The sequence below is a fragment of the Dyadobacter sp. LHD-138 genome, from assembly GCF_030929615.1.
GTDB lineage: Bacteria > Bacteroidota > Bacteroidia > Cytophagales > Spirosomataceae > Dyadobacter.
This window is the reverse complement of sequence record NZ_JAVFVU010000059.1, coordinates 14,999-27,304: the sequence shown is the minus strand read 5'-3', so window position 1 is coordinate 27,304 and position 12,306 is coordinate 14,999. Positions and strand designations below refer to the sequence as shown.

The window sequence follows — 12,306 nt, the reverse complement described above, 5'->3', positions numbered from 1 at the left end:
TAAAAGCGTTCCGTTCCACCTCACGGGGTGTCAGGGATATTTCATTCTTCCTTTTCAGACTATCCAAACTCTACGCATGAAGTCCCGATTCAATTCCCCCCAAGAATTTGGCTTGATCCCTCCTTAGTTAAATCACCATTCCGGTCACGCAAGACAGCGCGCCTGAACGGCTTTTCGCCGTTGTGATCCTTTATCATTTTCTTGTGTGTGTTTGTCCCGGCTATTGTCCCGAATAACAAAAAAGCCCCTCCTGTTACCAGGAAGGGCATGTTGCAGAGAGGAAGAGACTTTTCTATTTTTTGTATGTTTCTAAAAATCAATGAATTATAATTTAATTCATTGGCTATGTATTCTTATATGTAACCTCAGTAAGTTTATGTTACTTTTTTAAAATTTTACATACAATTGATTATCAGGTACTTATATATGTACCCTCACTATTCATATTGTATGCTATTCTGATTTACCATTATCGATTAATCGTCTTCATTCATAAATTCAAAAGTACTTTTGATATAATTGATTGCCTCAGTAGCTGATGCTTTATTGCCCTTTTTTCGTTGGCTTCTTTTATATGCGTCGATCAACCACTTATCACCCACGAATCCAGATTCTACAAGGAACTGCATTAGAAATTGGGTTAAATCAGACTCAAACAAATTGTCACCTACTCTTTTTAGCTCTTCTTTTGGCAGAGCTTGAAATTTCTTCTCATATATTTCCTGCCAGTCCTCAGTAAATTCAATTTCTAAAAAGCCGGCTGCGATAAACTTCATTGATGAAAATTCTTGCTCAAATTTGTCCTTAATCCATAATAATACTTGTTGATAGAACTTGATTTCCTTCCTTTTGGATTTAAGGAGTTCTTCTGTTGTTTTTACACGTTCTTGAAGTTTGTGAATTAACTCAGATTGATCTGGGGTAAAATCCGATTCTTTAGGTGTATCCAATATTTCAAAAATAGATACACCTAAGGCAGATGCTATTTCTTCTACTTGTTTTATCGTCAGATTTAAATCTCTACTTTCTAGTCTAGCGTAATTACTCCTCTCTGTATTTAATCTGTTAGCTAGGTCTTGCTGGGTTAGACCCAATCTCTCTCTTATCGTTCGTATATTTTTTGATACCTCCATGACATTGATTTTTAGAATGTTGCAAAGTTATGTAAAATATTTTATACATTTTATGTATAAATAATTAGGATTTAAATTCATAATATATGTAGATTTGTTCTAACAATATGTGGAATTATATCTTAAAATATTTATCATTATGGAAAAGACAAAGTCATTTAATGGTCTCGAGTTAGCTATCGAAAAGTATGAAGTGAAAATTAAAACCAAGTTCAAACCAACAAGGGAATTTTACAATCACGTGGGTATTAATCAAAAGAGGTTTGGCGAAGTGGTACGAAATAATGAAAAGCTTATTGTTAGCGAACTGATATCATTAGCAAGTTTCTTCGAAGTTCCAGTGGTCGATTTACTGCCAAAGTCAAACGCGGGACACTTCTCCAAATAGAGTATTTTTCTTCCAACTCGTTCAAATCTAATATTTACCACATCATGGCGATCAAATCTGACATCCATCTTTCTCAAGTGGCAAAACCAATCAAACAGCATTTTGTAATGAGCGTTCGATTCATCCTCCGCTATTCTTTACCGACTGTAAAACATAGCACTTTATACGTCCGAACCACTGTTAACGGCGTAAGAGCTCCGGAAAAATCCCTTAACCTAAAAATACTAAAGTCTGAATGGGACAGCGCAAGGCAGAAAGTTATTTCACTGGGAGACGATGCCAAAATTGTAAATGCAAGGCTTACTCAGATTAAAACTTCCTTTGACGAAGCCTTCTACCATTTACTACAAACGAAAGATGTTATAACTGCTAAAAAGTTACAGGATCAAGCATTTGGAGAAAAAAAGGGATACAGAACCTTCCAGGAAGCATTTGAAAAGTTTATTTCAGAGAAAAAAATAACCTCCAATGTAAGCGACTCTACTATTAGAGCCTATAATAATTATAATAGAAATATTGGGATGTTTTTCGAGCAAACCGGTAGAAAAAACATTCTACTGCACGATGTAAATGAAAGCATTTTTTTAAACATGATCAGCTGGTTTAAATCTAAATATTCAAATGATTTCGCAGTAAAAATAACACAATTTTTTAGGTCTATTTTTAGTTATGCGGTCTCCAAAGGAATGGTTAGCATAAATCCTCTGACCAATATTAGATTAGAGAAATCTGGGGAATACGACACAACACACCTAACGCAATCTCAAGTAAAGACAATTGCATGTTTTGATTTCAACTCCCTTCCTATTCCTGTTGACTTTATCTCCATCCTAACGGAAGAGCGGGATGCTTTCATATTTACTTGCTTTACTGGTCAGCACCATTCGGATTACAAAAGGGGAAACTTTCGGATCCAGGAGTTTAACGGCCGAACATGGCTATATGGCTATCGCGTCAAATCAAAGGGGGGAAAGAAGGACAAACCGTATTCAATTCCATTGCATCCCTTTGCAACAGCTATAATTGCAAAATACGGGGGAATCGAAAATCTACCACGACGTCATAATGCAAAACGAAATCTTCTTCTCAAAAATATCGCAGCCTATACAGGAGTTAATGTGCACTTAACTACAAAAGTAGCCAGAAAGACTCTTGCAGATTACTGTTTGAATACTCTAAGAATGAGACAGGAAGTTGTTGCATCAATTTTGGGGCATTCGTCAACAAAATACGTAAAGCACTACGCTACGATCAACAACCACTCCATTGATGAAGAAATGCAATTCACCGCTTGATCAATTCATTCATATGCTTATCAAATTAACAACGGATCAGGGCTTTGAATTTGAACTTCCAGTGAGTTGTTTAAAATACTCTCGAATTACCAAAACTTGGGTATTCTATTCTAAGTCTATTACAAAACGACGCCCAATGTCATTGCCAAATGACTTAGCAGAATCTCTATTAAAACAGTCACTTTTTACCAGGCACGACAAAGGACATTACATTCTTTTTCAATTTAATGCAAATCAACTTTTCGCAGATCGCGCTTTAAAGTTCGATCCTGAAAAACATCTTTAAACCCGTATTAATAAGTAAAATCATGGCAAAAACACAATGTATAACAGGCGAAATATTTGAAAGCTTATATCTCCTTGTTGAAGAAAGACTTAAAGGAAATGAGGATTTAGTTCAAGAGTTATCTTGTAAAATTTATGAAGTTGAACGAAAAGTGATGCTGGAGCTCATCAAAAGAGATTACGTAGAAAAAGGTCTCACGGAGCGCGTTTTATTGTATTCCGATCACTCCAACGGGTACGACGAGCTTACGGGTGCTGCTTAATTAATTTCTAACGATTAAATCTATTTTATCATGCCACTACCAAAAGACAAACTTAAAATTCATTTCCGGCCTAAGCTCAATAAAAGTGGAAGCTCTTATCTGTATTGCCGACTTAGAATGGGCGGAGTTACTGCGACTGATTTTTCGACATTTATTAAAGTAAATGGAAACTGGGATGCCAATAGCCAATCCTTCATTGAAAGCGATCTTGAAACGATGGAATTCAATCAATTGCTTACAGTAATGAGACTAGATTTAGAGTATAAACTTCGTGAAATATCCAAGATTAAAGTTCCTCATGTAAGGGATTTGCGAAAGGAATTTATCAACCATACTCATAGATTAACTTTAATTCAACTCTCACAAAAGTCCTTAAATAAAATAAAATCCAGGATCGGTGAGCCAGGTTTTAGTAAAGGCACTTTTAAGGCACACTCGACATTGCATATGCATATTGTCAACTTTATGGCTTACAAGAAAAGAAATGACATTGCCATAAATGAAATTACAAGGGACTTCGGATTTGAATACATTGATTATCTGAGATTTAATAAAAAGTATACCCAGAATTTTATTAAGAAAAGTATAGATCGAATAAAGCTGCTTCTTTCTGATGCAGTAAACTCTGGGAAAATCGATAAAAATCCATTAGTGATAATTAAAGAAAGAAAAGTATCGCCCGGTGAAATATGCTTTCTACGGGACTGGGAAATGAATCTTTTAAAAAACAATCCATTACTGTCCGATAATTTGCAGAGAGTTGCTGATGCCTTCTTATTCCAGTGTTACACTGGATTATCTTATAGTGATTTAACCAAGTTCTCAGCAAAAAAGCACATAACGGAAATCAGAGGAAGGCGGGTTATTCAATTCCATAGAACCAAAAATGGAATCCCTTTTACAATCCCCATTTTGGAATACACAGATTACTTGTTAAAAAAATATGACAATGTGATTCCTGTTTTAAGCAATCAAAAAATGAATCAGTATATCAAGGTAATTGCCAAAACTGTGGGAATAGACAAAGATCTCACAACCCATGTTGGAAGAAAAACGGCTGGTACCTACTTGCTCAATAAAGACGTTCCAATGATAGTTGTTTCTAAAATATTGGGTCACGACTCGATCAAAACAACCGAAAAATTCTACGCGCATTTAATGCCAGAAACGATTCTAAGACATACTTCCCACCTCGTATAACCAATATAATTTATGAATAGGACAGAAAAAATTATCAAAGAGTTAGTTTCGGAGGCTAACAATTTTGTACAAAGTAACCCACAATTCAGAGAGTCGGATCGAATAAAAATCCAGGATTTCATTACCAAAATATGGAGTTTGATGACTGTCGAGTTAGTCAAACGAGACCTTATTGAAGAACAGCTAATGGAGAAGGTGGTCTTGCATTTCAACAAAATGGTCTCCGATATCGAACCATCGGATAACTAATAAAAAATGGCGTCGACCCATCATGGCAAGTGAGGTAGACGCCATCGAAAATTCTAATCGAAGTTATACAACGTATTAATAGTCAGCAGCAAATATGGAAATAAATGAGGAATTAAAGAAACCCACACCTGTAAAAGCCGAAAAAATAATAACCGACCTTAATGGGGAAATCGAGAATATAAAGGTCGATGACCTAAACGGTGTAATTGAGGAAGTTGCAGATACACAAGGTGAGCAAAAGGCAAAAGAGGAGCGCGAACGAAAACTCAAAGAGACTATCCAAAAACAATTTGTCCGAGTCGGAGACAAATACTACAAACTGGTTCACAGACCAGATAAGCATGGAAGAACTCAACGTTTATACGTAGAGCGTCAGAAAAGCACGATTGTTGATGATTTCGGCAGAAAGTCATTAAAATGGGTGATGAAATACGAGGGCTTTTGCTGTGTAGCTTCTCATACAAACTTTAAGCAGGTGATTGACGGTTTTTTCAATGAGTATAATCCTTTGAGCCATAAACCGACTAGCGGCAATTTTGACACCATAATAAGTATCTTAAACCACATTTTTAAAGATAAAATCGAGTTTGCCCTTGACTACTTGAAATTGTTGTATACTAATCCAACTCAACGCCTTCCAATTATTCTATTAGAATCAAAGGAAAAAAACACAGGAAAAAGTACGTTTGGTAATTTACTGAAGCTGATTTTTCAAGACAATGCTATTAAGTTAGGAAACAGCGATTTTGAAAGTGATTTCAATGCAATATGGATTAAAAGCCTTTGTATAATAGTTGACGAAACTTCGCTTGACAAAAAAAGTATTATGCCGATGTTGAAACGGTTAAGTACGGAGACAAATAAAGTAACGTCTAACGAAAAAAATAAGGCACAAACCCAAATTGATTTTATCGGAAAGTTTCTATTCATGAGCAATGATGAGGGTAAGGCACTACTTATTGAAAGGGGCGATACCCGGTTTGCGGTTTTTAAAGTCTCAACTTTAATCGAATCGGGATTAAAAGATAATCCTAATATCGAAGACAGTATACAAAATGAAATTCCGGCGTTCCTTGATTATTTACTTAACAGGAAATTACATCATAGTGAAAGCGGAAGAATGTACTTCTCGACAGACGTCTATTTCACCAAACAGCTGGAAATCTATTTCGACGGCAGTCAGTCATATGTTGCCAAAGCTATTCAAGAATACGTTAAAGATGTCTTTGTCGCCTACCCAGAAGTACACACACTACATTTCGCTGTTAGTGACCTTATCGAACAATTGAGTGTACTCAATTACGCAAAAAAGACTGATCGTCAACAGATGAAAAGAGCGCTAGAAGTTGACCTCTCTATAAAGCCAAATCCCAGGCAGCGGTACGAGTTATACAGCCTTTACGAAGCAGAGAATAATTTGAATAGTTATACTTCAGTAAGTAAGAATAATGTAGTTTATGAGTTTAAGAGAGATAATTTCAATTGACAGTTTCATCTATTAGAGAGTCAACTGGAACAATTCTGAACGCTTTTTGAACGGCAATTATGATTTTCGGAACAACCAAAAGCCATGTTTTATTCTTTAATATTCATTTTAATTTTTATTTTTTTTATTTGGAACATTGGAACAAAGTGAATTAAGTAGTAGATATTGAAATAGATAAATTGTTCCAAACCTGTTCCAAACTTGTTCCCATGTTCCAGAAATAACGTTTCTGTTCCATTGTTCCTGATTTCAACTCAAATTTCCCGAAACACACATATTCTCGATTATCAAGATAGCCGCTGAAAGAAAAGATACAGTTTAGGATCTAAGAAGACGACTAAAAAAAATACAATTATGATTAATAATGAACAAATAGCCTTAGCGAAAAATAAATCGATTGTTGAATATTTGAAAAGCAAAAATATTGAACCTATAAATCTAATTGGAGGAGAATTGGTTTATTTATCTCCACTCCGTTCAGAAAAAACGCCATCCTTTTATGTAAATATCACGAAAAATAACTTTAATGATTTTGGTGGTACAGATGAAATGAAAGGTGATAGCATAAGGTTGGTTCAGCTCATGGAAAAATGTAGTTTCCTGGAAGCAATTAACCGACTATCAGAGACATTAGACAACTCAACTGGCTTCTTTTCTTTTAGCGGCAATCGTTTTTCTATGCCAGGAACAAGCAGTATTGAAATAAAAAGAATTCAAAGACTTCAAAATAGTGCATTGATTAGATATGTCACCTCCAGAGGTATCTTATTAAATAATGCCTTCTCGTATTTAAAAGAGGTTCATTATGTAATTGACAACAGGCCTTATTTTGCGATTGGTTTTGAAAATGACAATGGTGGATTTGACCTCCGAAATGGATTGGGATTTAAAGGTAAAACTGAGAATGGAATTACAACAATCGATAGAGGCACAGAGACTATAAGCGTCTTCGAAGGTTTTTTCGATTTCTTATCAGCATTGAGATATTATAGAAAGGATGCTCCAACAGTTACAACAATAGTTTTAAACACTACAAATAATTTGAAACTAGCATTGCCAAAGCTTTCCGAATCCCGAGTAATAAATTGCTTTCTGGACAATGATGAAGCCGGTAAAAGATCGGTAAAAAGGATCGAAGCACTCGGTCATAGAGTAATTGATCATTCCAGTTTGATTTATCCAACGTACAAGGATTTCAATGATTTTTTGATTCAGAGATATAACACCACTCTGAAAAGTGATTTTTGAGTGATTTTAAGCGCTTTTTGATGCACAGGGAGCATCGTTCCAAGTGATATTTGAGTGATTTCAGAGTGATTTCAGAGTGATTTTAATGCGATTATTGCAGTGAATTTCTAACCGTAAATTTTATAACTATGAAAAAAATGGCCATTTTATTAATCTTAGCAATAGCATCAATCAGCTGCTCTAAAAAGCCAGTGCAAGTGGGACATATTAATATGATTTCTAATAGAAATGTTTCCAGCGGGTTCAATTATGAATTGCTGCAACGATTTTCCAATTCCAGTATAAAGCAAATTAGGCGTAACAAGGCGCGGACAATAAATGATGCGATTGATATTGTTGTGAAGACGGTGCCAGGCGGTGAATATTTGATGAATGCTAAAGTATACAGGGTAGGTTTCTTTTTCTCAGTAGAAGGCGATGTTTGGGGAGTTAAAAGCCAGAACGATATGAATGGGTTAAAGTCTGGTGATACTGTGTTTTACAAAAAGGGAAGGAAATCACAAACTGCAAAAATAATTTCATTTAAAGATCTGGATAACGTCAATATTCAATTAGGTAACGGACGATTGAAAATAGTTAGTCGCGATAATCTTATCTTAAAGATAGACTAGGCATTTGATTTTAAAATACCAATAAAATCATATCAATAAAATTATAAATAACTGTAAAAGAACATAATAAACACTTAAAATACTTGATTATTACAATTAATTTAGTTAAATTTAGTAATATTAATAACTATATTTAACTAAATATTTTATGTCAACTTACACAAGCAACTTGCGATATGCTAATGAATCTAGGGGTTATTCGTCCGAAACTAATTCCGCTGATGAAACAGGTAAGCATGTATATACTGATCCAGGTCGCGATACCAGTGATAGACCTAGGGAATATACTAGCGATCCTATTGTTGTTATAGCGCACCCGGGGGCTGAAACCCATTCTGGTGATGGGTACGTAAATGGATCAGGTGTGGATATCGTGAGAGGAGATTATGTATATGCGAAAAGTGGAAACACTGTTTTCTTCTTTGACGATAATGCAGGAAAGAAACAAGTAGGTCCAGCAGGAGGTAAAGGCGGTCAAGCTAATTCACCTAGTCGATCAGGAACAGGCGATGTTAATGAATTTGTTGGAGTATTTACGGGAAACGCTACAAAGCAATTTATTCAAGTTGATTGGGTTAATCAGTGGTGGCAAAATGGTTCATTGTTCAAAAAAGGAACTACAAAGTCGGAAAGCAAAACAAGTTGGGTTAAGATTTCTGCCGTATCCTGGCAAAAAGAGTTTATCAGCCCGTCGACGCCAAATATAGCACCACCACCAGACGATAATTTACCCGGAAAGACTTCTAGCGGAATCGACCCGATGACCCTTGGAGTCGCAGCAATTGGCGCAGCGCTCATTTTCAAAAAAAAGAAAAAGGGTAAGAAATAATTCTTTAAATGTCCCCCCCCTCAATTGACATTGTGGGGTTTTTCTATTTTAAATAAATTCATCATGAGTTACACAACAAGAATTATATTAAGCAATCCATCTTATACTCCTGAGCTATTCAGGAAGCGTGAAGCATCTTTCAATGCAGAAACAATGGATAGAAAACAATGGCTCAAAGCCCAAGTTATAAATATCGAATATGGTATTTTCGAATATAATAGGTCAATAAGTCTCTTAGCAAATGAGGCGGCTCAACTTGATGGAAAAAGTGATGCTGCAGCCTGGATGCAATCGGCTGGCTTACTCATCACTGCAATTGATTTCAAAGGAGCAGGCATTGAAAATGGTGCAGAAATTAATAAATATTCAAAGCTTGCCGGAGCTGCGTTAATTACAGCAAGTATTGTCATCAATATCTTTGAAAAAAAGAAAGACAATAAGCGATTAAAGGAGCTCTATGACAACGTAATTTCACTCCGAGCTGACCTAAAGTTACTCGAACAGTATCGACAACGTTTTCAGTCCGAGTTAACAAAACTGAATCTTATACCGATTGCTTTGATTGGAACTGCAATTTACCTTATGAATAATTAGTCAGATGGGGGAACAAAATCTAAAAACAGGAAGTATCATAATTGGCACGTCTGAAATATTGCCTTTTATTCAGCATGTTGGCGTAATTCTGGTAAACTCGCCCAACAATATCCTTGTCTATCACAACTCCCCAACAAAAACTAACCCTTTTGGCGGCTCCGTTATTGCCGAACCATTAAAGGAGTGGATTGCTGTTAGAAGTGTAATTGAAGTTAAAGAAACCATGCTTTCTAAAGCGGAAATTGAGCAAGGTTATGAAAATATGAAGTACTTAAAATTCAATCTTTTAAATTTTAACTGCGAGCACTTTGTCACTGGATTAGTCTATCATGAACCAAGTAGCAAACAATTACAGTTTTGGGGAATTATTGGTGCATTGTTTTTACTGAATACGAATTAGTAAATGAATTGCTGGCCAACATAGACAATTACGACTATAGCGAATACAGAATTTTAGGTGGCTTAATATAATTTCGGATACAGTTCGCGTACACCAATAACTTAAAAACCCTCAATACGCAATGTATTAAGGGTTTCAAACTTGTTTTGCAGAGAGGAAGAGACTTGAACCTATATATTTTCTAGCACTAACAAGTATTATTAAAGCATTGATTATTAAATCATTAAATATTTTAAGGCTAGTAAATACTAATTTATACTATTAGAAAATCTATAAATTTGTGTGTATTTTTGTGTGTAGTTAAATTTAACATGCAAGATGAGCGCAACGGTATTTGAAATAAAGCGATCTATAAGCTTCTTTCTTGAAAAACGTAAAGATAAAAATGGAGCATTGATTTTGATAAATGTTCCTATCCGTATGGCGGTTAGTTTTGCCGGAAATCGTTTAATGCTTTACGCGGGGTATCGGATCGACTCCGTTAAGTGGGATGGAAAGAAGCAGCGGGCTAAAAACAACACTACGCACGGGAACGGTGTAACGCATTCGGACATCAACGACAAGTTGGATAGGTGCAGTTCAGGTATAAATAGTTATTTTAAATCCTGTGAGGTAAAAGGTGTGCTACCTACCTTGTCTGACGTCAAAGAAGAATTCTCAAGGCTTGTCAGTGATCGAACAAAGCGAGTAGATACTTTCTTTACTGCTTTCGATGATTTTGTTAAGACTGTGGGTAGAGAAAACGATTGGGGGCCTGATACTTTTGAAAAGTTTAGTACCTTAAAAAATCACATCATAGGATTCAATCCAAAACTAACATTCGAAAAACTTAATTCGGATTCTTTGATTAACTATGTCGAGTACTTGCGGAAAGAAAAAGGGAACAGGAATACTACCATTGCCAAAAACATAGATTTTGTGAAATGGTTTCTAAAATGGGCTGCGAACAACAATCACCCGGTGAGTAAGTCGGCACTTGATTTCAAGCTAAAGTTAAAGGGTACCGACGGATCCTTAAAGAAAGTGATCTTTCTATCGATCGACGAGCTAAAACATCTTAACTCCTTAGGAATACCAGAATCGAAAGGTTATTTGCAAAGGGTACGTGACGTATTCGTTTTTTGCTGCTTTACAGGCCTGCGATACTCGGACGTCTACAATCTCAAAAAGTCAGATATTAAAGGCGACAGTGTTGAGTTTGTCACCCAAAAGACCTCTGACCGGTTGCGGGTTGAGCTCAACAAATATTCACGTGCGATACTCGAACGCTACAAAGATGTACCTTTTGAAGGAAATAAAGCTTTGCCAGTTATCACCAACCAAAAGATGAACGAATATCTGAAGGAGCTCGGAAAGCTTGCAGAGTTTAATTCAACTGAAACTATCGTCTATTTTAGAGGAAACGAACGTATAGAAGAAACATATGCAAAACACGAACTCCTTTCCACCCATTGCGCTCGGAAGACCTTTGTTACTAACCTGATCTATATGGGTGTGTCAGACCACGTTATCAGACAGTGGACTGGGCACAAAGATTCTAAAAGTTTTGACGTGTACCATAAGATGGTGGACGAAATTAAAGAACGTGAAATGTCTAAATTTGATAACATATGAACTTCGATAAGTACAAAGAGAGCGTACCCGGATTGCCCACTATTCTAAAACCCAACTTTTGGTCGGAGCTAGTTGAAGATACGTATTGGAATACCCCAAGATTCGATGATAGGGGTCAAATAGTTTGGTCTCCTGCATCTAAAGCCCATCAATATTATGATAAAGTTGCTTATCTAACTCACGGGCAAATTATGACGGGTTTCAAAAATGAGATTGCACGGGAACTGAGTACTTTACCGGACAAGCAATCTAAGCGCGAGTACCTAGATAAATTGATTAGCTACTTAAAGTTAGATCGTACTAGAATTTATTTAAGTGAAGATGCGGAAAATCTAAATGATTTTGGCAGAATTAGTGGTGCCAGCGAAGAAGACATAGAGCTTGCAAACGCTCATGAAAATCTCGTGTCTGAATTGCAAAAAATGCTTAATACTGCCTATTTCGCAAGCCCTGATCTTGCGAAACCGAAGAAGCCTAGCACTGTTACCAACCACCGGGAATACGCCACCTATTATTGTTTAAGGATAACAGACGATAAATTTACACATAATAAGGCTGCAGGGGCTACACGTAGGAGATATAAAATAAGTGATAAAACTATTTCCAGAGCCTTGAAAAACAACCCGGATATATTAGACAGTTACAAAGTAGAAAAAGACTTTTAGATATCTGAAAATCAAATCATTACAAGGACAAATACAGACATATAGA

At 36.0% G+C, this 12,306-nt stretch carries 14 protein-coding genes; 13 read left to right on the top strand and 1 reads right to left on the bottom strand.

Annotated elements, in window-relative coordinates; all coding sequences use genetic code 11:
- Positions 1 to 476: 476 nt before the first annotated feature.
- A complete protein-coding gene (locus RB622_RS28450) occupies positions 477 to 1,133 on the bottom strand; it encodes a helix-turn-helix transcriptional regulator (protein WP_308050212.1) in 657 nt (218 codons plus the stop codon).
- A 139-nt stretch (positions 1,134 to 1,272) separates the two neighbouring features.
- Between RB622_RS28450 and RB622_RS28445 the strand changes: the two genes are divergently transcribed.
- The 13 genes from RB622_RS28445 to RB622_RS28385 all read left to right on the top strand — a co-directional run bounded on the left by RB622_RS28445 (position 1,273) and on the right by RB622_RS28385 (position 12,260).
- Positions 1,273 to 1,521: a hypothetical protein gene (locus tag RB622_RS28445; protein ID WP_308050211.1), complete on the top strand. Its 249-nt coding sequence runs from the start codon at positions 1,273 to 1,275 to the stop codon at positions 1,519 to 1,521.
- Between the two features lie 44 nt (positions 1,522 to 1,565).
- Complete coding sequence (locus tag RB622_RS28440; protein WP_308050210.1) at positions 1,566 to 2,816, top strand: phage integrase SAM-like domain-containing protein; 1,251 nt, start codon at positions 1,566 to 1,568, stop codon at positions 2,814 to 2,816.
- A 308-nt stretch (positions 2,817 to 3,124) separates the two neighbouring features.
- A complete protein-coding gene (locus RB622_RS28435) occupies positions 3,125 to 3,364 on the top strand; it encodes a hypothetical protein (protein ID WP_308050209.1) in 240 nt (79 codons plus the stop codon).
- Positions 3,365 to 3,394: 30 nt separating this feature from the next.
- Positions 3,395 to 4,564, top strand: a complete 1,170-nt coding sequence (locus RB622_RS28430; protein ID WP_308050208.1) for a site-specific integrase — start codon at positions 3,395 to 3,397, stop codon at positions 4,562 to 4,564.
- Positions 4,565 to 4,576: 12 nt separating this feature from the next.
- Positions 4,577 to 4,813 (top strand): hypothetical protein, encoded by a 237-nt coding sequence (locus tag RB622_RS28425; RefSeq protein ID WP_308050207.1) that lies wholly within the window; start codon positions 4,577 to 4,579, stop codon positions 4,811 to 4,813.
- Between the two features lie 94 nt (positions 4,814 to 4,907).
- Positions 4,908 to 6,299: a DUF5906 domain-containing protein gene (locus tag RB622_RS28420; protein WP_308050206.1), complete on the top strand. Its 1,392-nt coding sequence runs from the start codon at positions 4,908 to 4,910 to the stop codon at positions 6,297 to 6,299.
- A 354-nt stretch (positions 6,300 to 6,653) separates the two neighbouring features.
- Positions 6,654 to 7,547: a toprim domain-containing protein gene (locus tag RB622_RS28415; protein WP_308050205.1), complete on the top strand. Its 894-nt coding sequence runs from the start codon at positions 6,654 to 6,656 to the stop codon at positions 7,545 to 7,547.
- Positions 7,548 to 7,684: 137 nt separating this feature from the next.
- On the top strand, positions 7,685 to 8,158 hold the full coding sequence (locus tag RB622_RS28410) for a hypothetical protein (protein ID WP_308050204.1): 474 nt from the start codon (positions 7,685 to 7,687) through the stop codon (positions 8,156 to 8,158).
- A 148-nt stretch (positions 8,159 to 8,306) separates the two neighbouring features.
- Positions 8,307 to 8,987 carry a hypothetical protein gene (locus RB622_RS28405; protein ID WP_308050203.1) on the top strand — a complete coding sequence of 227 codons (681 nt, stop codon included), beginning with the start codon at positions 8,307 to 8,309 and terminating at the stop codon, positions 8,985 to 8,987.
- Positions 8,988 to 9,050: 63 nt separating this feature from the next.
- Positions 9,051 to 9,581 (top strand): hypothetical protein, encoded by a 531-nt coding sequence (locus tag RB622_RS28400; RefSeq protein ID WP_308050202.1) that lies wholly within the window; start codon positions 9,051 to 9,053, stop codon positions 9,579 to 9,581.
- Positions 9,582 to 9,585: 4 nt separating this feature from the next.
- Positions 9,586 to 9,981, top strand: a complete 396-nt coding sequence (locus tag RB622_RS28395) for a hypothetical protein (RefSeq protein WP_308050201.1) — start codon at positions 9,586 to 9,588, stop codon at positions 9,979 to 9,981.
- Between the two features lie 318 nt (positions 9,982 to 10,299).
- Positions 10,300 to 11,595 carry a tyrosine-type recombinase/integrase gene (locus RB622_RS28390; protein ID WP_308050200.1) on the top strand — a complete coding sequence of 432 codons (1,296 nt, stop codon included), beginning with the start codon at positions 10,300 to 10,302 and terminating at the stop codon, positions 11,593 to 11,595.
- Positions 11,592 to 12,260: a hypothetical protein gene (locus tag RB622_RS28385; protein ID WP_308050199.1), complete on the top strand. Its 669-nt coding sequence runs from the start codon at positions 11,592 to 11,594 to the stop codon at positions 12,258 to 12,260. Before RB622_RS28390 ends, RB622_RS28385 begins: the two co-directional genes overlap by 4 nt.
- The last annotated feature ends 46 nt before the right edge of the window (positions 12,261 to 12,306 follow it).

What these genes read in the sequence shown, in the direction of transcription:
- RB622_RS28420 (WP_308050206.1), top strand. Translation starts at nt 4,908, where the DNA reads ATGGAAATAAATGAGGAATTAAAGAAACCCACACCTGTAAAAGCCGAA.
- RB622_RS28385 (WP_308050199.1), top strand. Translation starts at nt 11,592, where the DNA reads ATGAACTTCGATAAGTACAAAGAGAGCGTACCCGGATTGCCCACTATT.
- RB622_RS28450 (WP_308050212.1), bottom strand. Translation starts at nt 1,133, where the DNA reads ATGGAGGTATCAAAAAATATACGAACGATAAGAGAGAGATTGGGTCTA.
- RB622_RS28425 (WP_308050207.1), top strand. Translation starts at nt 4,577, where the DNA reads ATGAATAGGACAGAAAAAATTATCAAAGAGTTAGTTTCGGAGGCTAAC.
- RB622_RS28395 (WP_308050201.1), top strand. Translation starts at nt 9,586, where the DNA reads ATGGGGGAACAAAATCTAAAAACAGGAAGTATCATAATTGGCACGTCT.
- RB622_RS28415 (WP_308050205.1), top strand. Translation starts at nt 6,654, where the DNA reads ATGATTAATAATGAACAAATAGCCTTAGCGAAAAATAAATCGATTGTT.
- RB622_RS28405 (WP_308050203.1), top strand. Translation starts at nt 8,307, where the DNA reads ATGTCAACTTACACAAGCAACTTGCGATATGCTAATGAATCTAGGGGT.
- RB622_RS28400 (WP_308050202.1), top strand. Translation starts at nt 9,051, where the DNA reads ATGAGTTACACAACAAGAATTATATTAAGCAATCCATCTTATACTCCT.
- RB622_RS28440 (WP_308050210.1), top strand. Translation starts at nt 1,566, where the DNA reads ATGGCGATCAAATCTGACATCCATCTTTCTCAAGTGGCAAAACCAATC.
- RB622_RS28390 (WP_308050200.1), top strand. Translation starts at nt 10,300, where the DNA reads ATGAGCGCAACGGTATTTGAAATAAAGCGATCTATAAGCTTCTTTCTT.
- RB622_RS28410 (WP_308050204.1), top strand. Translation starts at nt 7,685, where the DNA reads ATGGCCATTTTATTAATCTTAGCAATAGCATCAATCAGCTGCTCTAAA.
- RB622_RS28445 (WP_308050211.1), top strand. Translation starts at nt 1,273, where the DNA reads ATGGAAAAGACAAAGTCATTTAATGGTCTCGAGTTAGCTATCGAAAAG.
- RB622_RS28430 (WP_308050208.1), top strand. Translation starts at nt 3,395, where the DNA reads ATGCCACTACCAAAAGACAAACTTAAAATTCATTTCCGGCCTAAGCTC.
- RB622_RS28435 (WP_308050209.1), top strand. Translation starts at nt 3,125, where the DNA reads ATGGCAAAAACACAATGTATAACAGGCGAAATATTTGAAAGCTTATAT.